This is a genomic window from Pseudomonas sp. 3MA1, assembly GCF_029237275.1.
In the GTDB taxonomy this organism is placed as follows: Bacteria; Pseudomonadota; Gammaproteobacteria; order Pseudomonadales; family Pseudomonadaceae; genus Aquipseudomonas; species Aquipseudomonas fluorescens_AP.
In genome coordinates, this window is record NZ_JAACFX010000008.1 from 239,566 (window position 1) to 261,276 (window position 21,711).

At 65.3% G+C, this 21,711-nt stretch carries 24 protein-coding genes; 11 read left to right on the top strand and 13 right to left on the bottom strand.

The window, feature by feature from the left end; translation table 11 throughout:
* Nucleotide 1 precedes the first annotated feature (1 nt).
* The 7 genes from GWQ44_RS21785 (at nucleotide 2) to GWQ44_RS21815 (ending at nucleotide 9,552) form a co-directional block, all read left to right on the top strand.
* Nucleotides 2-2,008, top strand: coding sequence for a CocE/NonD family hydrolase (locus tag GWQ44_RS21785; protein ID WP_275928259.1), 2,007 nt, complete (start codon nucleotides 2-4; stop codon nucleotides 2,006-2,008).
* Between the two features lie 78 nt (nucleotides 2,009-2,086).
* The gene (locus tag GWQ44_RS21790) at nucleotides 2,087-3,025 is read left to right on the top strand and encodes a LysR substrate-binding domain-containing protein (RefSeq protein WP_047306279.1); all 939 of its coding nucleotides are present in this window, start codon (nucleotides 2,087-2,089) and stop codon (nucleotides 3,023-3,025) included.
* Nucleotides 3,026-3,046: 21 nt separating this feature from the next.
* Complete coding sequence (locus tag GWQ44_RS21795) at nucleotides 3,047-4,216, top strand: MFS transporter (RefSeq protein WP_275928260.1); 1,170 nt, start codon at nucleotides 3,047-3,049, stop codon at nucleotides 4,214-4,216.
* Nucleotides 4,217-4,410: 194 nt separating this feature from the next.
* Nucleotides 4,411-4,653: an exodeoxyribonuclease VII small subunit gene (locus GWQ44_RS21800; RefSeq protein ID WP_011063724.1), complete on the top strand. Its 243-nt coding sequence runs from the start codon at nucleotides 4,411-4,413 to the stop codon at nucleotides 4,651-4,653.
* The gene (gene ispA, locus GWQ44_RS21805) at nucleotides 4,650-5,537 is read left to right on the top strand and encodes a (2E,6E)-farnesyl diphosphate synthase (protein ID WP_016968446.1); all 888 of its coding nucleotides are present in this window, start codon (nucleotides 4,650-4,652) and stop codon (nucleotides 5,535-5,537) included. The genes GWQ44_RS21800 and ispA overlap by 4 nt, the downstream gene beginning before the upstream one ends.
* Nucleotides 5,538-5,638: 101 nt before the next feature.
* Entirely contained in the window at nucleotides 5,639-7,540 is a 1,902-nt protein-coding gene (gene dxs / locus GWQ44_RS21810; RefSeq protein ID WP_016968447.1) for a 1-deoxy-D-xylulose-5-phosphate synthase, read from the top strand.
* 119 nt (nucleotides 7,541-7,659) lie between these two features.
* The gene (locus tag GWQ44_RS21815; protein ID WP_275928261.1) at nucleotides 7,660-9,552 is read left to right on the top strand and encodes a TonB-dependent receptor; all 1,893 of its coding nucleotides are present in this window, start codon (nucleotides 7,660-7,662) and stop codon (nucleotides 9,550-9,552) included.
* 66 nt (nucleotides 9,553-9,618) lie between these two features.
* Here GWQ44_RS21815 and GWQ44_RS21820 read toward each other — a convergent pair whose 3' ends face one another.
* The 12 genes from GWQ44_RS21820 to nrdR form a co-directional block, all read right to left on the bottom strand.
* Nucleotides 9,619-10,416, bottom strand: a complete 798-nt coding sequence (locus tag GWQ44_RS21820; RefSeq protein WP_275928262.1) for a cobalamin-binding protein — start codon at nucleotides 10,414-10,416, stop codon at nucleotides 9,619-9,621.
* Nucleotides 10,416-10,835: a hypothetical protein gene (locus tag GWQ44_RS21825; protein ID WP_016968450.1), complete on the bottom strand. Its 420-nt coding sequence runs from the start codon at nucleotides 10,833-10,835 to the stop codon at nucleotides 10,416-10,418. Before GWQ44_RS21825 ends, GWQ44_RS21820 begins: the two co-directional genes overlap by 1 nt.
* Nucleotides 10,832-11,449: a GTP cyclohydrolase II gene (ribA, locus tag GWQ44_RS21830; protein WP_016968451.1), complete on the bottom strand. Its 618-nt coding sequence runs from the start codon at nucleotides 11,447-11,449 to the stop codon at nucleotides 10,832-10,834. The genes GWQ44_RS21825 and ribA overlap by 4 nt, the downstream gene beginning before the upstream one ends.
* Before the next feature lie 113 nt (nucleotides 11,450-11,562).
* The gene (locus tag GWQ44_RS21835; protein ID WP_047306284.1) at nucleotides 11,563-12,318 is read right to left on the bottom strand and encodes a transporter substrate-binding domain-containing protein; all 756 of its coding nucleotides are present in this window, start codon (nucleotides 12,316-12,318) and stop codon (nucleotides 11,563-11,565) included.
* 10 nt (nucleotides 12,319-12,328) lie between these two features.
* Nucleotides 12,329-12,832 (bottom strand): phosphatidylglycerophosphatase A, encoded by a 504-nt coding sequence (locus GWQ44_RS21840; RefSeq protein ID WP_016968453.1) that lies wholly within the window; start codon nucleotides 12,830-12,832, stop codon nucleotides 12,329-12,331.
* Nucleotides 12,829-13,794 (bottom strand): thiamine-phosphate kinase, encoded by a 966-nt coding sequence (gene thiL, locus GWQ44_RS21845; protein ID WP_199011242.1) that lies wholly within the window; start codon nucleotides 13,792-13,794, stop codon nucleotides 12,829-12,831. Before thiL ends, GWQ44_RS21840 begins: the two co-directional genes overlap by 4 nt.
* Nucleotides 13,795-13,812: 18 nt before the next feature.
* Nucleotides 13,813-14,313 carry a transcription antitermination factor NusB gene (gene nusB, locus GWQ44_RS21850; protein WP_047306286.1) on the bottom strand — a complete coding sequence of 167 codons (501 nt, stop codon included), beginning with the start codon at nucleotides 14,311-14,313 and terminating at the stop codon, nucleotides 13,813-13,815.
* Complete coding sequence (gene ribE / locus GWQ44_RS21855) at nucleotides 14,310-14,786, bottom strand: 6,7-dimethyl-8-ribityllumazine synthase (RefSeq protein ID WP_016968455.1); 477 nt, start codon at nucleotides 14,784-14,786, stop codon at nucleotides 14,310-14,312. The genes nusB and ribE overlap by 4 nt, the downstream gene beginning before the upstream one ends.
* Before the next feature lie 91 nt (nucleotides 14,787-14,877).
* The gene (ribBA, locus tag GWQ44_RS21860; RefSeq protein WP_016968456.1) at nucleotides 14,878-15,969 is read right to left on the bottom strand and encodes a bifunctional 3,4-dihydroxy-2-butanone-4-phosphate synthase/GTP cyclohydrolase II; all 1,092 of its coding nucleotides are present in this window, start codon (nucleotides 15,967-15,969) and stop codon (nucleotides 14,878-14,880) included.
* A gap of 16 nt (nucleotides 15,970-15,985) precedes the next feature.
* On the bottom strand, nucleotides 15,986-16,651 hold the full coding sequence (locus tag GWQ44_RS21865; RefSeq protein WP_103741321.1) for a riboflavin synthase: 666 nt from the start codon (nucleotides 16,649-16,651) through the stop codon (nucleotides 15,986-15,988).
* Between the two features lie 47 nt (nucleotides 16,652-16,698).
* Complete coding sequence (gene ribD / locus GWQ44_RS21870; RefSeq protein ID WP_275928263.1) at nucleotides 16,699-17,832, bottom strand: bifunctional diaminohydroxyphosphoribosylaminopyrimidine deaminase/5-amino-6-(5-phosphoribosylamino)uracil reductase RibD; 1,134 nt, start codon at nucleotides 17,830-17,832, stop codon at nucleotides 16,699-16,701.
* Nucleotides 17,829-18,293, bottom strand: coding sequence for a transcriptional regulator NrdR (nrdR, locus tag GWQ44_RS21875; RefSeq protein WP_016968459.1), 465 nt, complete (start codon nucleotides 18,291-18,293; stop codon nucleotides 17,829-17,831). The genes ribD and nrdR overlap by 4 nt, the downstream gene beginning before the upstream one ends.
* Before the next feature lie 129 nt (nucleotides 18,294-18,422).
* Between nrdR and GWQ44_RS21880 the strand changes: the two genes are divergently transcribed.
* From GWQ44_RS21880 to trxA, 3 genes are read left to right on the top strand one after another with little or no spacing between them, the layout of a single operon-like run.
* Entirely contained in the window at nucleotides 18,423-18,881 is a 459-nt protein-coding gene (locus tag GWQ44_RS21880) for a hypothetical protein (protein ID WP_016968460.1), read from the top strand.
* Nucleotides 18,878-19,588, top strand: coding sequence for a 50S ribosomal protein L11 methyltransferase (locus GWQ44_RS21885; RefSeq protein WP_275928264.1), 711 nt, complete (start codon nucleotides 18,878-18,880; stop codon nucleotides 19,586-19,588). The genes GWQ44_RS21880 and GWQ44_RS21885 overlap by 4 nt, the downstream gene beginning before the upstream one ends.
* Nucleotides 19,589-19,619: 31 nt before the next feature.
* Complete coding sequence (trxA, locus tag GWQ44_RS21890; RefSeq protein ID WP_275928265.1) at nucleotides 19,620-20,492, top strand: thioredoxin; 873 nt, start codon at nucleotides 19,620-19,622, stop codon at nucleotides 20,490-20,492.
* 105 nt (nucleotides 20,493-20,597) lie between these two features.
* Here trxA and GWQ44_RS21895 read toward each other — a convergent pair whose 3' ends face one another.
* Nucleotides 20,598-20,945 (bottom strand): hypothetical protein, encoded by a 348-nt coding sequence (locus tag GWQ44_RS21895; protein WP_016968463.1) that lies wholly within the window; start codon nucleotides 20,943-20,945, stop codon nucleotides 20,598-20,600.
* Between the two features lie 133 nt (nucleotides 20,946-21,078).
* On the opposite strand from GWQ44_RS21895, the gene GWQ44_RS21900 reads away from it, so the two are divergent.
* A complete protein-coding gene (locus tag GWQ44_RS21900) occupies nucleotides 21,079-21,684 on the top strand; it encodes a DUF2796 domain-containing protein (protein WP_275928266.1) in 606 nt (201 codons plus the stop codon).
* Nucleotides 21,685-21,711 lie beyond the last annotated feature (27 nt).

A 21,711-nucleotide genomic window follows, 5' to 3' on the forward strand; every position in this document is an offset into this window, starting at 1 on the left:
CATGGACGTCATCCGCGACTTTCCCCATCCGATCCGCGAGATCGAGCACTGCCTGATCCCTCTGCGCGACGGCACCCAACTGGCCGCGCGCATCTGGCTGCCGGCCGATGCCGGCACCCGGCGTTACCCGGCGATCCTCGAATACCTGCCCTACCGCAAGCGCGACGGCACCGCAGTGCGCGATGCCCTGACCCATCCCTGGATGGCGGGCCAGGGTTACGCCTGCGTGCGCGTGGACATGCGCGGCAACGGCGAGTCCCAGGGCTTGATGGCCGACGAGTACCTGCCTCAGGAACAACAGGACGCCCTGGAAGTGCTCGACTGGCTCTGCGCCCAACCCTGGTGCGACGGCAACCTGGGGATGATGGGCATCTCCTGGGGTGGCTTCAACGGCTTGCAAGTGGCGGCCCATCAACCCGCAGCGCTGAAAGCCATCATTACCCTGTGCTCCACCGACGACCGCTACGCCGACGACATTCATTACAAGGGCGGCAACCTGCTGATGGAAAACCAGGGCTGGGCCGCCACCATGCTCAACTTCAGCGCCGCCGTGCCCGACCCGCTGCTGGTGCAGGACTGGCAGGTGCAATGGCAGCAACGCCTGGACGCCATGCCGATGCTGGCCGAAACCTGGCTGCAGCATCAGACCCGCGACGATTACTGGCGCCAGGGCTCGGTGTGCGAGGACTACGCGGCGATCAAGGCCGCGGTGTACTGCATCGGCGGCTGGGGCGATGCCTACAAGAACAGCGTGCCGCGCCTGATGCAGCACCTGAGCGGCCCGAAGAAAGCCCTGCTCGGCCCCTGGATCCACAAGTACCCGCACTTTGCCGTGCCCAACCCGGCCATCGGTTTTCTCCAGGAAGCCAAGCGCTGGTGGGACCACTGGCTCAAGGGCATCGACAACGGGGTGATGGACGAGCCGGCCTGCACCTTCTACCTGCAGGACGCCGTGCCGCCCAAGGCCAGCTACGCCGAACGCCCGGGCGTCTGGGTGCAGACCGCCGGCTGGCCCGATCCGCAGATCCAGTGGCAGACCTTCAGCCTCAGCGACAACGGGCTCAGCGCGGGAGCCCAAGCGCTGAGCGCAAGTCGCAGCATTTGCTCGCCCCTGACCACCGGCCTGCATCAGGGCGAGTACTGCGCCATCTGGTTCGGCCCGGACGGCCCCACCGACCAGCGCCGGGATGACGCCCATTCGCTGTGCTTCGACAGCCAGCCCTTGAGCGAGCCCCTGGCCTTGCTGGGTGATGTGCGCCTGGACCTGCGCCTGACCTCGGACCGGCCTTGCGGGCAGATCGTCGCCCGGCTTAACGCGGTGGCCCCGGACGGTCAGGTAGCGCAGATCACCTACGGCACCCTGAACCTGTCGCTGCGCGAGGACTTCGCCGTGGCCAGCCCACCCGAGCCCGGCGCGCCCCTGCAGGTTCGCTTCAACCTCGACCATGTCGGTTATCGCCTGCCGGCCGGTTATCGCCTGCGCCTGGCGCTGAGTAGCGCCAGCTTCCCGTTGCTGTGGCCGGCCAGGGAGCTGACCACCCTGACCCTGCTGCCCGAGGTGCAGAGCGTGCAGTTGCCGGTGTTCATCGGCGAACCCGTGGCGTGTCCGTTCGAAGCCCCGCAAAGCGCGCCGCCGGCCAACCTGGAAATCATCCGCGCCGCCGCCCCCAAGCGCACCCTCAGCGAAGACGTGGCCAGCGGTGAAGTGTGCGTGCGTATCGACGACGACCTGGGCGCCATGCGCTTGCTCGATCACGGCCTGTGGGTCGACCAGCGCTGCACCGAGCAGTACCGCACCCTGCCCTGGGACCCGCTGTCGACCCGGGCCGACATCCAATGGCAGTACCGGGCCGGTCGCGGCACCTGGTCGGTGGAGGTGGACAGCACCCTGGGCCTGCACGCCGACGCGCAGTGGTTCTACCTGCAGGCCACCCAGGTTGCGCGACTCGATGGCCGGCAGATTCATCAACGCCAGTGGCACAAACGGATCGCCCGATCCACGCTGTAAAGCGTGGCAGGATGCCCAATCTCCGAGACTCGGCGGGACGCAGGACACAGCGCCCGCCCCCTGTAGACTGGTACCCGCATGTCGCATCGCAACGTCGATCTGCCCCCCCTCAACTGCCTGCAGCCTTTCGAGGCCGTGGCCCGTCATTTGAGCTTTACCCGGGCCGCCCAGGAACTGAACCTGACCCAGAGCGCGGTCAGCCGCCAGATCAAGCGGCTGGAGGAAAATCTCGCCCGACCGCTGTTCCACCGCCACAACCTGGGCATCAGCCTGACCCCGGCGGGGGAGCGCTACTTTCGCACCATCCAGCGCCTGCTGCGCGAGCTGGACCGCGAGTCGGCAGAACTGCGCCGACGCGGCGCCGAGCGCCAGCTGACCCTGGCCAGCACCCCGACCATCAGCTCGATCTGGCTGGCGCGTCTGCTGCCTGCGTTCCAGAGCCTGTATCCGGAGCTGGACATCCGCATCCTCTGCAGCGAAAGCCCGTCGCACCTGGATGTCAGCGAGTACGACCTGGGACTGTTCTATCACCTGGACGAGCTGCCGGCGCCCCTGGGCCTGGAGCTGACCCCGGTATTTGCCGGGGAGCAGGTGATCTGCGTCTGCAGCCCGGACTACCTGAGCCGCAAGGGACCGATTCGCGACCCGCAACACCTGCTGCAGGAACACCGGCTGCTGATCGTCGAAGACCACTATCACGACTGGCTGACCTGGTCCGACTGGTTCAGCGCCGTGGGCGCGACCTATCACTCCCCGCAACACGCCCTGCGCACCAACAGCTACCAGTTGCTGATGCAATCGGCGGTGATGGGCCAGGGCGTGGCCCTGGGCTGGGAAAGCCTGCTGCAGGACGAACTCGCCGCCGGACGCCTGCAACGCGCGCTGCCGCACTGCATGCCCAGCCGCGGGCGCCTGAACCTGATGCAACCGCACCACCGCAATCCCCCAGCCGCCGTGCGCCGCTTTCGCCAATGGCTGCTGGAACACACCCACCTCGCCCACGAAACCGGTCCTTGACCGCCCCGACCTGACGACTTCATGAACCTGACCCTGCTGACCTTCCCCGCGCTCTACTGCGCCACCCTGTTGATGCTCGCCGGCAACGGGCTGTTCTTCAGTTTTATCGGCCTGCGCCTGACCAGCGACGGGGTCGGCGAGCTGTGGATCGGCGGCCTGACCGCCGCCTACTACGCCGGCATGGTCTGCGGCGCCAAGTTCGGCCATCGGATGATCGCCGCGGTGGGCCACATCCGTTCCTATGTGGCCTGCGCGGGTGCCGCGACCATGATCGTGCTCCTGCACCTGCTGTTCGAGGCGCTGTGGTTGTGGCTGGTGCTGCGCTTCATCACCGGCCTGGTGATGATGAACCAGTACATGGTGATCGAGAGCTGGCTCAACGAGCAGGCCGGCAACCAGCAGCGCGGCGCGGTGTTCGCCGGCTACATGGTGGCGGTGTCCCTGGGCCTGATGCTTGGCCAGGGGGTGCTGATCTGGCGCCCCGAGCTGGACTTCAAGCCGCTGCTGATCGTCGCCCTGTGCTTCGCCGCCTGCCTGTTGCCGGTCGCCCTGACCCGCCGCCTGCACCCGGCCAAACTGGAAGCGGCGCCGCTGCAGATCGGTTTTTTCTGGCGCCGGGTGCCGCAAGCCCTGAGCACGGTATTCATCACCGGACTGCTGGTCGGCTCGTTCTACGCCCTGGCACCGGTGTTCATCACCTTGAGCGGCCTGGACACGGCCCAGGCCGGCACCTTTGTCGCCGTGGCGATCCTCGCCGGCCTGTGCGGCCAGTGGCCGCTCGGCTGGCTTTCGGATCGCCTCGACCGCGCGCGGCTGATCCGCGCCTGCGCCCTGCTGCTGTGCCTGGTGACTGTGCCTTTGTGGGGGCTGTTCAACTTGTCGTTCACCTGGTTGCTGCTGTTCGCCTGCCTCAGCGGCCTGCTGCTGTTCAGCCTCTACCCGCTGGCGGTCGCCCTGGCCAATGACCACATCGAGCAACCCCAACGCGTGGCCCTGAGCGCCATGCTCCTGGCCACCCACGGCGTCGGCGCCTGTCTGGGGCCGCTGCTCAGCGGCGCGCTGATGAACCTCTATGGCCACAACGCTTTCTACCTGGTGTTCTCGGTGTTCGCCCTGCTGCTGGCCTGGCGGGTACAACCGAGCAAGGTCAGCGGGGAGTTCCGGGTCGAGGCCGAGGCCGGATCCCGCTGATACAGGCACGGCTCAAATGAAGGCCAAGCCGGGTCGCTCGGCCATAGAGCCCATCCGCCAGACGCCCCGTCCACCGGACCGCAGAGCGCCTCGCGCCGCCCGGGTACGGGTGCGCCAGCGAGCGCTTCTCATTTGCCCGAAACCCCGGTGTCTGCTAGTGTCGCGCCGGTTTAACGTCAACCGGGATAGCCGCCATGGCCCGCAAAAAAGCTGCCTTAGATTTCGAACAATCCCTCGCCGACCTGCAAACCCTGGTCGAGCGTCTGGAGAACGGCGAGCTGTCGCTGGAAGACTCGTTGACCGCCTTTGAACAAGGCATCGGCCTGACCCGTGATTGCCAGGCAGCCCTGGCCCAAGCCGAGCAGAAGGTGCAGATCCTGCTGGAGCGCGACGGTGAACTGGCCGAACAGCCCTTCGATGCGGAACAGCCAGAATGATTGCCGCTTATCAGGCCACCAGCCAGGCCCGCGTCGACGCTGCACTGCACACCCTGTTCACCGCTCCAAGCCCCGAACTTGCCCGCCTTTATGAAGCCATGCGCTACAGCGTGATGAATGGTGGCAAGCGCGTGCGCCCGCTGCTGGCCTATGCCGCCTGCGAGGCGCTGGGCGGCAGGCCCGAGCAAGCCAACGGCGCCGCCTGCGCGGTGGAACTGATTCACGCCTACTCCCTGGTCCACGACGACCTGCCGGCGATGGACGATGACGATCTGCGTCGCGGCCAGCCGACCACCCACAAGGCCTTCGACGAAGCCTGCGCGATCCTCGCCGGTGACGGCCTGCAGAGCCTGGCCTTCAGCGCCCTGCTGGACCCGGGCCTGAGCGACGCCAGCGCCGAGATCCGCCTGCGCATGGTCACCACCCTGGCCCAGGCCGCAGGCCCGGCGGGCATGGTCGGTGGCCAGGCCATCGACCTGGGTTCGGTGGGGCTCAAGCTCGACCAGAAGGCCCTGGAGTACATGCACCGGCACAAGACCGGCGCGCTGATCGAAGCCGCCGTGATTCTCGGCGCCCTGGCCAGCGGCCGGGCGGAAAAAGACGAACTCAAGGCCCTGCAGACCTACGCCCAGGCTGTCGGCCTGGCGTTCCAGGTGCAGGACGACATCCTCGACGTCGAAAGCGATACCGCGACCCTGGGCAAGCGCCAGGGCGCCGACATCGCCCGGGACAAACCGACCTACCCGGCATTGCTGGGCCTGGCCGCGGCCAAGGAATACGCGCTGGAGCTGCGGGACCAGGCGCTGCATGCGCTGCGTCCGTTTGACGCAGCGGCCGAGCCCCTGCGCGAGCTGGCGCGGTATATCGTCGAGCGGCGCCACTGATCGACGCGCCGCATATCGGCCAAGTTCAGTGCTCTGCGTGGGCAGCTTGCGATGCATAAGGTAAACTGCCGCCTCTTTCTATACCTATAACGATTCGCCTGATGCCCACGACGTTTCATGAGATTCCCCGCAAACGCCCGACCACGCCGCTGCTCGACCGTGCCCAGACGCCGGACGGCCTGCGCCGGTTAGGCGAAGCCGAGCTGGAAACCCTGGCCGATGAATTGCGCCTGGAATTGCTCTACACGGTCGGCCAGACCGGCGGGCATTTCGGTGCCGGCCTTGGCGTCATCGAGCTGACCATCGCGTTGCATTACGTGTTCGACACCCCGGACGACCGGCTGGTGTGGGACGTGGGTCACCAGGCGTATCCGCACAAGATCCTCACCGGTCGTCGCGAACAGATGGCCAGCCTGCGCCAGAAAGACGGCCTGGCCGCCTTCCCGCGGCGCTCCGAGAGCGAGTACGACACCTTTGGCGTCGGCCACTCCAGCACCTCCATCAGTGCCGCGCTGGGCATGGCCATCGCCGCCCGCCTGCAGCACAGCGAGCGCAAGGCCATCGCGGTGATCGGCGACGGCGCCCTGACCGCGGGCATGGCCTTCGAGGCCCTGAACCACGCGCCGGAAGTGGACGCCAACATGCTGGTGATCCTCAACGACAACGACATGTCGATCTCGCGCAATGTCGGCGGGCTGTCCAACTACCTGGCCAAGATTCTCTCCAGCCGCACCTACGCCAGCATGCGCGAAGGCAGCAAGAAAGTGCTGTCGCGCCTGCCCGGTGCCTGGGAAATCGCCCGCCGCACCGAAGAATACGCCAAGGGCATGCTGGTCCCCGGCACCCTGTTCGAAGAGCTGGGCTGGAACTACATCGGCCCCATCGACGGCCACGACCTGCCGACCCTGATCGCCACCCTGCGCAACATGCGCGACCTCAAGGGCCCGCAGTTCCTGCATGTGGTGACCAAGAAGGGCAAGGGCTTCGCCCCGGCGGAAGTCGACCCGATCGGCTACCACGCGATCACCAAGCTGGAGCCGCTGGACGCTCCGGCAGCCGCGCCGAAAAAGGCCGGCGGTCCGAAGTACTCCGGCGTCTTCGGCGAGTGGCTGTGCGACATGGCCGCCGCCGACCCGCGCCTGGTGGGCATCACCCCGGCAATGAAGGAAGGCTCGGACCTGGTGGCCTTCAGCGAGCGGTTCCCGCTGCGCTATTTCGACGTGGCGATTGCCGAGCAGCACGCGGTGACCCTGGCGGCCGGCATGGCCTGCGAAGGCGCCAAGCCGGTGGTGGCGATCTACTCCACCTTCCTGCAGCGCGGCTATGACCAACTGATCCACGACGTGGCGGTGCAGAACCTCGACGTGCTGTTCGCCATCGACCGCGCCGGGCTGGTGGGCGAAGACGGCCCGACCCACGCCGGCAGCTTCGACCTGTCCTACCTGCGCTGCATCCCCGGCATGCTGGTGATGACCCCGAGCGACGAGAACGAATTGCGCAAGATGCTCAGCACCGGGCACCTGTACAACGGCCCCGCCGCCGTGCGCTACCCGCGCGGCACCGGCCCCAACGCGCCGATCGACAAGGACCTGGAACCGATCGAGATCGGCAAGGGCGTGATCCGCCGCCAGGGCAAGCAAGTGGCCCTGCTGGTGTTCGGCGTGCAACTGGCCGAAGCCCTGCAAGTGGCCGAGAAGCTCGACGCCACCGTGGTCGACATGCGCTTCGTCAAACCCCTGGATGAAGCCCTGGTGCGCGAGATCGCCGGCAGCCATGAACTGCTGGTGACCATCGAAGAGAACGCCATCATGGGCGGCGCCGGTGGCGCGGTCAGCGAATTTTTGGCCCGCGAAAGCATCCTCAAGCCGATCCTGCACCTGGGCCTGCCCGACGCCTACGTCGAGCACGCCAAGCCGGCGCAGATGCTCGCCGAATGCGGCCTCGACGAAGCCGGCATCGAAGCTTCGGTGCGCCAGCGCCTGGCGCTGCTGGGCCTGGCTTGATCCACAGCGGCTACCTGTAGCCGCTGCTGCGCGCCCGCCACGCGGGCGTCGCTTTTGCTCCCTTCCTTATCCGGCTTCACACACTGCGGCGAAGGCCGAGCCGCGCTAACGGAATAGCCATGAAACTCTCTCGCCTGGCCCTGCCGCTATGTCTCCTGCCCTGCACCGATCTGCTGGCCGACACCTCCGAGCGCGATCAGGCCCTGAAACTGCCGGAGATGCTGATCAGCGCCAACCGCCAGGTGGAAGCACGCAACGACAGCAGTGCCGCCAACACCGTGTTCACCCGGGAAGATATCGACCGCCTGCAACCCACCAGCCTGACCGACCTGCTGCAACGGGTGCCCGGGGTCCAGGTTGCCCAGAGCGGCGGACGCGGCAACCTGCCGAACATTTTCATTCGTGGCACCAGCTCGGCCCAGAGCCTGGTGCTGGTGGATGGCCAGCGCATCAGCAGTTCATCCTCCGGCGACAGCAACCTGCAATTCATCAGCGTCGAGCAGATCGAACGGGTGGAAGTGCTGCGTGGCTCGCGCTCGGTGATCTACGGCAGCGACGCCATTGGCGGGGTGATCCAGATCTTCACCCGGCGCGGCGCCGACTCGGGGCTGCATGGGCGCATGCGTGTCGCCGCTGGCAGCAACCAGACCTGGGAACGCAGCCTGGGCCTTTCCGGCGGCGACGCCCAGACCCGCTTCAGCCTCGGCGCCAACCTGGATGAAAGTGCCGGAATCGACTGGACCCACGCCTCTTACCCCAGCGATGCGGATCACGATGGCTACCGCAACCAATCCCTGAGCCTCACCCTCAGCCATGCCCTCAGCGACGATCTGGAAGTGGGCTTCAACCTGCTGGATAACCGAGGCCGCAGCCGTTATGACGAACCGTTCGGCCCGGAGCAGGACCCTTACACCGACTTCACCGTCAGCAGTGTCAGCGGCTTTATCGATGCAACGGTCAACGACCGCTGGCAGTCGCGACTGGAGCTGGGCCACAGCGAGAACCGCGACCTCAAGCCCGATAAGCTCAGCGAGCAACGCAGCGTGTTCAACACCTACCGCGACTCGCTGGCCTGGCAGAACGATCTGCGCCTGAATGCCCAGCACAGCCTGATCCTTGGCGCCGACTGGTACCAGGACCGACTCAATACCGGTCCGACCTTTTTCATCGACAACACCCCGTTGTACTTCGCCGAAGACCGCCGCTGGAATCGCGCAGCCTTTATCCAGCATCGGTTTCAAGGCCAGAGCTTCTCCACCGAACTGGGCCTGCGCCGTGACCAGAACCAGCAGTACGGCAGCCAGAACACCTGGAGCGGCACCCTGACTCTGCCGCTGAATCCGGACAACGACCTGCTGCTGTCCTACAGCGAAGGCTTCCGGGCACCGAACTTCAGCGACCTGTATTACCCGGGCTTCAGCAACCCGGACCTCAAGCCGGAGCACTCCAGAAGCTACGAACTGCAATGGCGCAGCCAACTGACGCCAAGCAGCCGCCTGGAAACGTCGGTGTACCGCACCGATATCAGGGACGCGATCATCTTCGACTTCGCCGCGCAGCGCCCGGAGAACATCGGCTCGGCGCGAATCAACGGCTTGGAAATGGCCCTGAAGCAGGAGTGGTTCGGCTGGCAGAGCAGCCTTGGCGCGGCCATCATCGACCCACGCAACCGTCAGAGCGGAGAGCAACTGCCTCGCCGGGCCAGGCGCACCCTGAACCTGGATCTGGACCGGCAGTTCGAGCAGTTGGGCCTGGGCGCCAGTTGGCAACTGGTCAGCGATAGCCGTGAAGATCAGTCCCCACAGAAGCAGGCGCGCCTGAGCGGCTATGGACTGGTGGGATTGCGCAGCAGCTGGGCCGTCAATCGCGAGATCAGACTGGACCTGAAGCTCGACAATCTTTTCGACCAGTCCTACTCCCGAGCGCTCTACCACTACGACGGCAACAACTATGGCTATCGCAGCGAAGGCCGCACCTGGATGCTCGGCGTGACCTGGACGCCCGAGCTGTAAGATCCGCCGCCTTCGCCGGCAAGCCGGCGCCTGCAGAATCCCTTCGCGGCTTGCCGGCGAAGGGGCTCAGCGCTCAGGTGCGATCAAGGCACAGAGCTTGGCAGTGGCCGCGATCATCTGCCCGCTGGGCCGTTCCATGCCCTTGTCCCTCACCAGCAACAACCGTCCCTGCTGCACCGCCGCGATCTGCGGCCAGGCCTTCCAGGCATCCAGCTGCCCCTGTGCGGTGGCCAGGATCGCCTGCGGATTACGCTGCAATACCGATTCGATGCTGACCTGGGGCGCCGGCAGGTGCTGGTCGGCAAATACATTGCGCGCCCCGCAGACACTCAAGGCTTCACTGATGATCTGCCCGCCGCCCACGGTGTACAGCGGCTGATCCCAGACTTGATAGAACACCGGCAACTGGGGATCGCGGTGATAGCGCTCACGCAACCCAGCCAACTGCGCGCTCAATTGCGTGGACAATTGCCGGGCCGCCGCGGACCGGCCCAGGCGCTGGCCGATCTCGGCGATCTGCGCCAGCAGCTGCTGGAAATCATGGGGTTCGGCAACGTAGGTGGGAATGCCCAGGCGGGCCAGTTGATCGCGCTGGGCCGGGCCGATACTGGCGGGCCAGAGCAGCAGCAAATCGGGCTTGAGGCTGAGCAGGCGCTCCATGTCCAACTGGCCGTAACGCCCGACCGAGGGCACGTCCTTGAGCTCCGGCAGCCGTTCGCCGGCATCCAGCACCCCGACCAGCCGATCGGCGGCGCCCAGCTCAACAACGATCTCCGACAGTGACGGTGCGAGGCTGACCACCCGCTGCGCCGCCAGGGCCGGAGTGCCGGCCAGCAGGCACAGGACCGCCAGCCAGCGCCACATCAGCCCAGCTGACGAGGAATACGGTAGAGGTAGAACAGCACCGCGGTGGACAGCGCCAGGAGCATCAGCGGCACCGCTTCCAGGCCGACAAACACTGCCAGGGCACCGATCCAGGCGGGCAAGGATGCCGCCAGGAAGGCCGCGCGACGACGGGCCGCCAGGGTGATCCAGGCGGCAGGCTCCTCAGGGGTATCGAGGGCTTTGCCGGTGGCGATCAAGGCATGCTTGTAGCCGTTGAAAAAACGCAGGCTGACGAACATCGAGGCCGTACCGGCGATAAAGAATGGCATCGCCAGCACGGGCATCAACGCCTCGCCCTGACCAAACACCAGGTTGATCACAAACAGCGGCAGCAAGGCCAGGGCCAGGTACTGCCACCAACTGACGGCCAGGCGGCGCTTGACTTGACCCCGAGTCACGCGCGGTCGACCTCGCCCTGGTGCTCGTTGCCCATCATGTGGTCGAGCTTGCTGGCCTTGGTCGCCAGGTACAGCTTGTTGTGGGGGTTGTGCCCGGTGTGCAGCGGCACCCGCTCGGCGACCTGGATGCCCATGTCGGTCAACGCCTTGACCTTGCGCGGGTTGTTGGTCATCAGCCGCAGCGCCTTGACCCCCAGATGCTCGAGCATCGGCAGGCACATGGCGTAGTCACGCTGGTCCGCGGCAAAGCCCAGGCGCTCGTTGGCTTCCACGGTATCGGCGCCGCCATCTTGCAGCTCGTAGGCACGGATCTTGTTCAGCAGGCCAATGCCGCGCCCTTCCTGACGCAGGTACAGCAGCACCCCACGACCTTCCCGGGCAATGGCGCGCAAGGCAGCTTCCAGTTGCGAGCCGCAATCGCAACGCTGGCTGAACAGGGCGTCGCCGGTCAGGCATTCGGAGTGCAGGCGGCCGAGAACCGGCGCGCCATCGGCGATATCGCCCAGGCTGAGCACCACGTGCTCGCGACCGGTGGCTTCATCGAGAAAACCATGCATGGTGAATTGCGCAAAAGGCGTAGGCAGCTTGGAAGCGGCAACAAAAACGACGGGCACTGTTGTGCTCCTGATCTGTATGAGGACTGGAGATTCGCAGAGGCGGCATTGTAACAGCAGCCTCCACTGCACGCTTAGGCTGAATTATCGGAGATAAAGATCGATAAGTTTGATCAACGGGGCGCTGGCTGCGGGCTCCCGTCGAACGGATAAGGCTGCTTCCAGCGCTGGAAGATCGGCCGCAACACACCGTCTTTCACCAACTGCTCCATGCGCCGGTCGTACAAGGCAAGCAGGGCACGGCCGCGGGGGGTGTCGGCAAAGCCCAGGTACAGGGGCAGCTCGGCCAGGTGGCTGACCTTGAACTGGCTCGGGTCCTGGGCTTGTCCGAGCACATAGCTGATCTCGGTCTGGGCGTCGATGTAATAGTCGGCCCGGCCGTACTGCAACATCGGCAGGATGCCGATGCGCCGGCGAATCTCGTTGTAGCGCCGGGCATTGGGCAGGTAGTCCTGGTACTTGTAGCCACGCACCCAGACCAGACGGTAACTGCCGAGGTTGGCCAGGGTCAGCTCGGGGTTGCTGGCCAGCCCCAGGGAGTAGATGTGGTCGGTGTCGTAGTTCCAGCGCGGATACAGCAAGCCGGGGGATTCGTCGCGATAGGCGCCCACTTGCGCATCCGCTTCACCACGCTGCACCAGGCCCACCGAACGGGTGTAAGGCACGCTGCTGCGCTCGATGCGCACCCCTTGGGGCTCGAACACTTCACGCAGAATGTCCCAGGCCAGGCCTTCGCCGTTGGCTTCGGTGTACTGACTCCATTCTTCACTGGCGATGCGAATGTGCTGGGGTTGCGCCTGCAACTCGTTGGCCCGGCCGCCGCAGCTCCAGACAACCAGCAGTACCAGCAGCACGCGGCGCACGTCCATGCCTAACCCCTCAGCTCAAACACCACACCAAGCCTTGCATCGCCAGCCAGGCGAACACACCGGCCAGCACGTCGTCGAGCATGATGCCGACGCCGCCATGCACATGCCGGTCGACCCAGCGAATCGGCCACGGCTTGAGAATGTCGAAGAAGCGGAACATCAGGAACCCCGCCAGCAGCCAGTACCAGCCTTCAGGCACCAGCCACAGGGTGATCCACATGCCGACCATTTCGTCCCAGACGATGCCTTCGTGGTCATGCACCCGCAGATCGTCGGCCACCTTGCCGCACAGCCAGAAGCCAAACAGCATGGTGATGCCGAGCATCAGCCAGTAGCCCCAGTCCGGCAGCATCTGCCACAGCGGGATAAAGGGTAGCGCAACCAGCGAGCCCCAGGTGCCGGGCGCCTTGGGCAAGGTGCCGGAACCGAAGCCGAAAGCCAGGAAGTGCCAGGGATTGCGCCAGACCGACGGCGGTACGAACTCCGCCGGGACCTGTTTGGGATGATCTGTCACGGTGTCTCCGGAAAGTGTTGATAACCCCGGGTGCCGGGGGTGATGTCCTGGCCGCCGGCATCCAGCAGGGTCACCCCCTGCCCCGCCAGCACTCGCCCCACCACGTGCACCGGCCAACCCGCCGCCCGCAGCGGCGCCAGTTCGGCAGGCGGCAGGGTGAAGGCCAGGACATAGTCGTCACCGCCGCTCAGGGCGGCGGCGCGAGCGCCTTCCAGGCCCACAAAGCCGAGCAGCGCCGGAGACAGGGGCAGCTTTTCCAGGTCCACCTGCAGAGCAACCGCCGAGGCGGTCGCGATATGCCCGCAATCGGCCAGCAGGCCATCGGAAATGTCCAGGGCGGCGCTGGCCTTGCCTCTCAGGGCCTGACCCAGGGCCAGCTGCGGTCGGGGCGACCAGTAGTGGGCCAGCAACGGCTCGGCCACTGCTGCCTCGGCGCGGCGTTGCCCCAGTACCAGCGGCAAGGCGCCGGCCGCATTGCCCAGCTCGCCGCCGACACACAGCAGGTCGCCTGCACGGGCGCCGCTGCGGGTCAGGGCCAAACCGCCGGGAACCCGGCCGAACACGGTCAGGGTCAAGGTCAGCGGGCCGCGGGTGGTGTCGCCGCCGATCAGGCGCACGCCACAATCCTGGGCCATGAGGTTCAAACCGCGGGCGTAGGCCTGCAGCCAATCGGTGCTTACCGTCGGCAGGGTCAGGGCCAGGGTAAAGGCCAGCGGCGTGGCGCCCATGGCGGCCAGGTCGCTGACGGCCACCGCCAGAGAGCGTTGGCCTAGAAGAAAGGGCTCGCAGGGATCGGCGAAATGCACACCCGCCACCAGGGTGTCGGTGGAAATCGCCAACTGCTCGCCAGGTGCAACCGCCAGCAAGGCGCAGTCGTCGCCAATCCCCAGGGCAATGCCCTCGCCGCCTTGCGCACAGGGCGCGGCAGCGAAGAAATGACGGATCAGCTCAAACTCGCCCATGGCAGCTGCAAGCGCGGATCAGCGCTTGAACGCCTTCACTTCAGCTTCGCGCAGGCGTGGTGCCAGCTTGTCGAGAACGCCGTTGACGAACTTGTGGCCGTCGGTGGAACCGAAGACCTTGGCCAGTTCGATACCTTCGTTGATCACAACGCGGTATGGCACGTCGACGCGCTTGAGCAGCTCCCAGGTGGACAGGCGCAGAACCGCCAGTTCAACCGGGTCCAGCTCATCGATGGCCAGGTCCAGGCAAGGCACGAGCGCGGTGTCGATCTCGTTCTTGTTGGCCGGGACCCCGTGCAGGATCTCGCGGAAGTAGGCGCCGTCGATGTCAGTGAAATCGTTGTCGACCCGAAACTGCGCTTCGATCTCGTTCAGCGAATGCTTGGCCATGTGCCACTGGTACAGCGCCTGAGTCGCGAGCTGACGGGCTTCGCGACGCTTGGCGCTCTTGGATGGCTTGCCGGCGTTGGCAGGCTTGGGATCGCGCGGGTTGAAACGATCGCTTTCGTCGCTAATCACTTGGCCTCCAACTGCGCCAGCAGGCTGACCATTTCCAGGGCGGACAGGGCAGCTTCAGCACCTTTGTTGCCGGCCTTGGTGCCGGAACGTTCGATGGCTTGTTCGATCGAATCAACGGTCAGCACGCCGAAGGCCACTGGCACGCCAAACTCCATGGACACCTGGGCCAGGCCCTTGGTGCACTCGCCGGCCACGTATTCGAAGTGCGGAGTACCGCCACGAATGACCGCGCCCAGGGCGACGATCGCCGCATATTCACCCTTCTGTGCGACTTTCTGCGCGACCAACGGAATTTCGAAGGCGCCAGGGGCACGGATGATGGTGATGTCGCTTTCGCTCACGCCGTGGCGAACCAGGGCGTCAACCGCGCCGCTGACCAGGCTTTCGACGACGAAGCTGTTGAAACGGCCGACCACCAGGGCATAGCGGCCTTTAGGGGCGATGAAGGTACCTTCGATGGTCTTCAGGGTCATTCGACAAATCTCTTAAAGAGCCAGAGCGTGTCTAGCACACGCTCTTCAGTGATATTTGAACCGCGAATTTCAAGCCAGAAACGACCGGCTTTTATTCGGAGGGCACGTATTCTACAACTTCCAGGTCGAAACCGGATATCGCATTAAACTTCATCGGCGCACTCATCAGGCGCATTTTGCGCACGCCCAGGTCGCGGAGGATCTGCGAACCGGCACCGACGATGCTGTAGGTGGTGGGTTTCTTCACCGGCTGGTGTTCCGCGGTTTCACGGATGTGCGCCAGCAGTACATCGCCATCCAGCGGGTGACCCAGCAACAGCACCACGCCACTGCCGGCCTCGGCCACTTTGGCCATGGCCGCGCGCAGGCTCCAGCGGCCCGGCTGCTTGACCATCAGCAGGTCGCGCAGCGGGTCCATGTTGTGCACCCGCACCAGGGTCGGTTCTTCCGCGCAGATGTCCCCCAGGGTCAGGGCCATGTGCACGTCGCCTTCCACGGAATCACGATAGGTCACCAGGTTGAACTGGCCCAGTTCGCTGTCCAGGGGCTGCTCGGCAATCCGCTGAACGGTACGTTCGTGGATCATCCGGTAGTGAATCAGGTCGGCGATGGTGCCGATCTTGATGTTGTGTTCGGCGGCGAAGGCTTCCAGCTCGGTGCGACGGGACATGGTGCCGTCGTCGTTCATCACCTCGCAGATCACCCCGCTGGGTTCGAAACCCGCCATGCGCGCCAGGTCGCAAGCCGCTTCGGTGTGGCCGGCACGAGCCAGGGTCCCGCCGGGCTGGGCCATCAGCGGGAAGATATGACCCGGGCTGACGATGTCCTCGGGCTTGGCGTCCTTGGCGGCGGCCGCTTGCACGGTGCGCGCACGGTCAGCGGCGGAGATGCCGGTGGTCACGCCTTCGGTGGCCTCGATGGAGACGGTGAACTTGGTGCCGAAGCCGGAGCCGTTGCGCGGCGCCATCAGCGGCAGCTTGAGCAGCTCGCAACGCTCGCGGCTCATGGGCATGCAGATCAGGCCACGGGCGTGCTTGGCCATGAAGTTGATGTGCTCGGCCTTGCAGCACTCGGCGGCCATGATCAGGTCGCCTTCGTTCTCGCGGTCTTCGTCATCCATGAGGATGACCATCTTGCCTTGGCGGATGTCTTCAACCAGTTCTTCGATGCTGTTGAGCGCCACGCGGCACCCCCTTGGGTCAGGATTTGAGATAGCCGTTAGCGGCCAGAAAACTTTCGGTAATGGTGCCGCCGTTGGTGGCTTCGGCCGCCTTGTCACCCAACAGCAGGCGCTCCAGGTAACGCGCCAGCAGGTCCACTTCAAGGTTGACCTGCCGACCCGGCCGGTAGTCGGCCATGATGGTTTCCGCCAGGGTGTGGGGCACGATGGTCAGCTCGAACTCGGCGCCATTGACCGCGTTGACCGTCAGGCTGGTGCCGTCGACGGTGATCGAGCCTTTATGGGCGATGTACTTGGCCAGCTCCTTCGGCGCGCGGATACGAAACTGGATGGCCCGGGCATTTTCTTCCCGCGCCACCACTTCACCGACGCCGTCGACGTGACCGCTGACCAGGTGACCGCCCAGGCGGGTGGTCGGAGTCAGGGCTTTCTCCAGGTTGACCCGGCTGCCGGCCTTCAACTGATGGAAGGCGGTGCAATCCAGAGTCTCGCGGCTGACATCGGCCCAGAAACCATCGCCCGGCAGTTCAACCGCGGTCAGGCAGACGCCGTTCACCGCGATGCTGTCGCCCAGTTTGACGTCGGCCAGATCAAGCTTGCCGGTTTCTACATAGACCCGCACATCTCCGCCTTTTGGGGTCAATGCGCGAATGCTGCCGATGGATTCGATGATGCCGGTGAACATGGAGTCCTCCTCGAGAACAGGGCCGCCGGGTAGGCGAAAGTCGGGAATTATACGCTCGCTGGCGGGGCCGGGATGGCAGTGACTCGCCAGTCATCGCCCACCGCGCGCATTTCGATGATCTTCAGCAAGGGCGCCTGGCTCATCTGCGCCAGCGGCCAGTCCAGCAACGGCCGCGCCGAGGAGCCGAGGAACTTGCCGGCGACGAAGATCTGGTACTCGTCCACCAGGCCCTGCTGGGCAAAGGCCCCGGCCAGTCGTGGGCCGGCTTCCACCAGCACTTCGTTGACGCCACGGGCGGCGAGTTCAAGCAGCAGACGCCGCAGATCCACCAGGCCATCGGGGCCGGGCACGATCAGGCATTCCGGACCGTTGGCATATTGCTCTTCCACCGCCGCGCAGGTCGCGACCAAGGCCGGGCCGGCCTTGAAGAACGCTGCGTCGAGGGGCACTCGCAGGCGACCATCGATCAACACTCGCAGCGGCGGCCGGCTCATGGCCAGGGCCGTCTGTTCAGCGTCCAGGCCCAGTTCGGCGGCGCGCACGGTCAGCCGCGCATCATCGGCCAGCACCGTGTCGGCACCGGTCAGCACCACGGACGATTCCGCCCGCAGACGCTGCACCGCAGAGCGCGCGGCAGCTCCGGTGATCCACTGGCTCTCGCCGCTGGCCATCGCTGTACGGCCATCGAGGCTCATGGCCAGCTTGACCCGCACATAAGGCAGGCCGTGTTCCATGCGCTTGAGGAAGCCCTTGTTGATCGCCCGGGCCTCGGTTTCCAGCACACCGCTGTGGGTGTCGATACCGGCCTGGGCCAGGCGCTGCAAGCCGCGCCCGGCCACTTCCGGGTTCGGGTCCTGCATCGCCGCGACCACCCGCGCCACGCCGGCATTGACCAGGGCATCGGCACAGGGCGGCGTGCGACCGTGATGACTGCAAGGCTCCAGGGTCACATAAGCCGTGGCGCCACGGGCCTGGTCGCCGGCCGCGCGCAGGGCGTGGACTTCGGCGTGAGGCTCGCCGGCCCGGACATGCCAGCCCTCACCCACCACCTGGCCGTCGCGCACAATGACGCAACCGACTCGGGGATTGGGATGGGTGGAGTACCGCCCCTTGCGCGCCAGTTCCAGAGCGCGGGCCATGTAGTGCGCGTCGAGCACCGCTTGCTCCGGGGACAGGCTCATGACTTGGCCGGCTCACGGGCGAGGCGGTCGATCTCTTCGCGGAATTCGTTGAGGTCCTGGAAGCGCCGGTAGACCGACGCGAAGCGGATATAGGCGACTTCATCGAGCTTTTGCAGCTCGGTCATCACCAGTTCACCCACGACCAGGGATTTGACTTCACGCTCGCCGGTGGCCCGCAGCTTGTGCTTGATGTGCACCAACGCCGCTTCCAGGCGCTCGACACTCACCGGGCGTTTTTCCAGGGCGCGCTGCATACCGGCGCGCAGTTTTTCTTCGTCGAAGGGCTGACGGCTGCCGTCAGTCTTGATCAGGCGCGGCATCACCAGTTCGGCGGTTTCGAAGGTGGTGAAACGTTCACCACAGGCCAGGCATTCACGCCGGCGGCGCACCTGTTCGCCCTCGGCGACCAGACGCGAGTCGATGACCTTGGTGTCGTTGGCACCGCAGAAGGGACAGTGCATGGTGGCAGGCAACAAAAAAAGGGAGGGCCATGGTAGCGCATCCCACTGGCAAGACAAGCCATAGCCTTTACGGTATACAGACCGACTATTATGTTTCGCACACGGAAATTCGCCTTGTTGGAGCTTCAGATGCCGCTCAGACCGCTCGTTTTGCTCAGTCTTGTCAGCCTGCTGGTCGCTTGCAGCAGCGATGCCCCGAAACCTGCGGCCCCCTCTTCTCCACAGCAACAGACCACGAAAAAAAATCAGCAGCCTGCTGATCTTGGGCCCTTGCCGGCCTATCAGCGCGAACTGAGCGGCACCCTTGAGGGCGTGCCGGCCGGCGCCGACGTGGAACTGGCGCTGCTGGTGATCGATGAACGCAGTCGTCCGCAACGCCTTTTGGCCAGCAGCAATCTCAGCGGCACCAGCCAGGCGCTGCCATTTCGCCTGCGCTTCGCCGCCGAGGCGTTCCCCGCTGGAGCCCGGGTCGAACTGCGTGGCCGCGCCAGCCAATCCGGCCAGCTGATCCTGCACCTGCCAGCAGTGCGCATCGACCAACCCACCACCCAGGCTCTGGGTCCACTGCAGTTCGTCAAAGCCCCATGAACCCACCGCTCGACCTGCAAGACGCCCTCAGCGAACTGCTGGGGGACGCGCAACTGGTGGCCTGCGAGCTGCCCGATACCCAGCTGAAACTCTGGCTGATCGACGCCCAGAACATGGACCGCGCCTTCACCCCGGAAGAAACCCGGCGCATTCTCCACGAGCCGCCTTACTGGAGCTTCTGCTGGGCCAGCGGCCTGGCTCTGGCCCGCTATCTGGCCCAGCACCCGCACTGGGTGCAAGGCAAGCGGGTGCTGGATTTCGGCGCCGGTTCCGGGGTGGCGGCGATCGCCGCGGCCAGGGCCGGCGCCCTGGAAGTGGTGGCTTGCGACCTGGACCCGCTGGCGATTGCCGCCTGCCGGGCCAACGCCGCACTCAACGACGTCGCGCTGAGCTATTCAACGGATTTTTTCGCCGAGGCTGATCGCTTCGACCTGATCCTGGTGGCGGACGTGCTCTATGACCGAGCCAACCTGCCGCTGCTGGATGAATTCCTCAGCCGCGGCCGCGAAGCCCTGGTGGCGGATTCCCGGGTCAGGGATTTCCAGCACCCGCTGTATCAGCGCTTGGAAATGCTCAACGCCCTGACTCTGCCTGACCTGGCCGAGCCTTGGGAGTTTCGCAACGTGAGCCTGTATCACGCGCAGCGGCCATTGGCCGGCGACCCAGCTGCCACGGGCAATAGCGATCTACTTCGCGCAACTTTATAGTGCTTCCATTCCCGCTTATTCGAGATACCCCATGAGTCAGGACACGCCGTATATCTTCGACGCCCGCACCGCCGATTTCGACCAGTCGGTGATCGAGAACTCCTTCCACAAGCCGGTCCTGGTGGACTTCTGGGCCGAATGGTGCGCGCCCTGCAAGGCGCTGATGCCGATGCTGCAGCAGATCGCCGAGAGCTATCAGGGCGAGCTGCTGCTGGCCAAGGTCAACTGCGATGTCGAGCAGGACATCGTCGCCCGCTTCGGCATCCGCAGCCTGCCCACCGTGGTGCTGTTCAAGGACGGTCAGCCGGTGGACGGCTTTGCCGGTGCACAACCGGAATCCGCAGTACGCGCCATGCTCGAACCTCATGTGCAGATGCCACCACCCCCGGCCGCCGACCCGCTGGAACAGGCCGAAGCCTTGTTCAGCGATGGCCGGATCGGCGACGCCGAAGCCATCCTCAAAGTGCTCCTGGGTGAAGACAACAGTAACGCCAAGGCGCTGATTCTCTATGCCCGTTGCCTGGCCGAACGCGGCGAACTGGGTGAAGCCCAGACCGTGCTCGAGGCGGTCAAGAGCGATGAACACAAAGCCGCCCTGGCCGGCGCCAAGGCGCAGATCACCTTCCTCAAGCAGGCCGCGGACCTGCCGGACGCCGCGGAGCTGAAGGCGCGCCTGGCCAAAGACCCGCTGGATGACGAGGCCCTGTACCAACTGTCGATCCAGCAACTGGCCCGCCAGCAATACGAAGCGGCGCTGGAAGCCCTGCTCAAGCTGTTCATGCGCAACCGCAGCTACAGCGAAGGCATTGCCCACAAGACCCTGCTGCAAGTCTTCGACCTGCTGGGCAACGATCATCCGCTGGTAACCGCCTACCGCCGCAAACTCTTCGCCGCGCTGTACTGAGCCGGATGTGCCGGCTCATGCAACTGGCTTGTGTAGGAGCTGGCTTGCCAGCGAAAGCGTTCTGACAGACCGAACGCGTTCGCCAGCAAGCTGGCTCCTACAGGATCATTGCACCCAGCTGTAGAGCGGTGTATCCGCGCCGCTGACCACCTTGACCTCGGCGCAGTGGCGCAAGCGCACCAGCAGGCGCTTGCCCGCCGCCGCGCTGCCGGTCAGCCCCTCCAGCTGCTCCAGCAACTGCGGCCCGCTGATCTGGCCCGCCTTGCGCAACAGCTCCTTGGCGGTCTGCCACAAGGCATCGTCCTGGCTGGCCGGCTTGTTGACCGGCGTCGGCGCCGCCGCTTCAGGCCTGGCTGCCTGCAACTGCGCGCCCAGTTGCGCCCAATCGCCTTCGTCCAGTTCCAGGGTCAAATCCACCGGCCAATCGCCGATGCTTCCACGAATCCGCAACATCGCTGTGCTCCCGATTTTTCTGACGAGCATGCTCCCACGCGTCTTGCGCAACGCCAAGCGGACGGTCAAACTCTGCGGCCTATTGTTATAAGATCACATAACATTTTTTTCATCGCCGCCCCGGAGACTTGCTATGCGCCGTCTGCTCCTCGCCTTGCCGTTTGCCCTGTTGCCACTGGCTGTCTCTCAGGCCGTGCAAGCCCATGAACACGAGCATGAACATGGCAGCCTCGGCGCCCATGAACATGGCGTGGCCCGCTTGAACGCGGTGCTCGACGGCCAGGCGCTGGAGCTGGAGCTGGAAAGCCCGGCCATGAACCTGGTGGGCTTCGAGCACGCTCCCAGCACCGACGCCGACAAGACCAAGGTCGCTGCTGCCCGTACCCAGCTGGAACAGCCCCTGGTGCTGTTCAGCCTGCCCAAGACCGCCGCTTGCACGGTGGCCAAGCAGGAACTGGAAAGCCCGCTGTTCGGCGACAAGCCCGATGCCGATGATCACGATGACGACCACGACGAAGATGCCAAGAGCACCGACGGCCATGAGCATCACCATGAGCACAGTGAAATCCACGCCCACTACCAGTTCACCTGCGCCAAGCCGGACGCCCTGAAAGACCTCGACCTGGGGCAGATCTTCAAGACCTTCCCCGCCACCCAGAAAATTCAGGTACAACTGATTTCGCCAAACGGCCAGCAAGGTGTCGAAGCCACAGCCAAGGCTGCCACCCTGAAGTTTTAAGCGCTGCACCAGTAGCCGCCGGCCGTG

Coding starts and splice junctions, on each gene's coding strand:
- GWQ44_RS21785 (WP_275928259.1), top strand. CDS start 2: ATGGACGTCATCCGCGACTTTCCCCATCCGATCCGCGAGATCGAGCAC.
- GWQ44_RS21790 (WP_047306279.1), top strand. CDS start 2,087: ATGTCGCATCGCAACGTCGATCTGCCCCCCCTCAACTGCCTGCAGCCT.
- GWQ44_RS21795 (WP_275928260.1), top strand. CDS start 3,047: ATGAACCTGACCCTGCTGACCTTCCCCGCGCTCTACTGCGCCACCCTG.
- GWQ44_RS21800 (WP_011063724.1), top strand. CDS start 4,411: ATGGCCCGCAAAAAAGCTGCCTTAGATTTCGAACAATCCCTCGCCGAC.
- ispA (WP_016968446.1), top strand. CDS start 4,650: ATGATTGCCGCTTATCAGGCCACCAGCCAGGCCCGCGTCGACGCTGCA.
- dxs (WP_016968447.1), top strand. CDS start 5,639: ATGCCCACGACGTTTCATGAGATTCCCCGCAAACGCCCGACCACGCCG.
- GWQ44_RS21815 (WP_275928261.1), top strand. CDS start 7,660: ATGAAACTCTCTCGCCTGGCCCTGCCGCTATGTCTCCTGCCCTGCACC.
- GWQ44_RS21820 (WP_275928262.1), bottom strand. CDS start 10,416: ATGTGGCGCTGGCTGGCGGTCCTGTGCCTGCTGGCCGGCACTCCGGCC.
- GWQ44_RS21835 (WP_047306284.1), bottom strand. CDS start 12,318: ATGGACGTGCGCCGCGTGCTGCTGGTACTGCTGGTTGTCTGGAGCTGC.
- thiL (WP_199011242.1), bottom strand. CDS start 13,794: ATGGGCGAGTTTGAGCTGATCCGTCATTTCTTCGCTGCCGCGCCCTGT.
- ribE (WP_016968455.1), bottom strand. CDS start 14,786: ATGACCCTGAAGACCATCGAAGGTACCTTCATCGCCCCTAAAGGCCGC.
- GWQ44_RS21865 (WP_103741321.1), bottom strand. CDS start 16,651: ATGTTCACCGGCATCATCGAATCCATCGGCAGCATTCGCGCATTGACC.
- ribD (WP_275928263.1), bottom strand. CDS start 17,832: ATGAGCCTGTCCCCGGAGCAAGCGGTGCTCGACGCGCACTACATGGCC.
- nrdR (WP_016968459.1), bottom strand. CDS start 18,293: ATGCACTGTCCCTTCTGCGGTGCCAACGACACCAAGGTCATCGACTCG.
- GWQ44_RS21880 (WP_016968460.1), top strand. CDS start 18,423: ATGCCGCTCAGACCGCTCGTTTTGCTCAGTCTTGTCAGCCTGCTGGTC.
- GWQ44_RS21885 (WP_275928264.1), top strand. CDS start 18,878: ATGAACCCACCGCTCGACCTGCAAGACGCCCTCAGCGAACTGCTGGGG.
- trxA (WP_275928265.1), top strand. CDS start 19,620: ATGAGTCAGGACACGCCGTATATCTTCGACGCCCGCACCGCCGATTTC.
- GWQ44_RS21895 (WP_016968463.1), bottom strand. CDS start 20,945: ATGTTGCGGATTCGTGGAAGCATCGGCGATTGGCCGGTGGATTTGACC.
- GWQ44_RS21900 (WP_275928266.1), top strand. CDS start 21,079: ATGCGCCGTCTGCTCCTCGCCTTGCCGTTTGCCCTGTTGCCACTGGCT.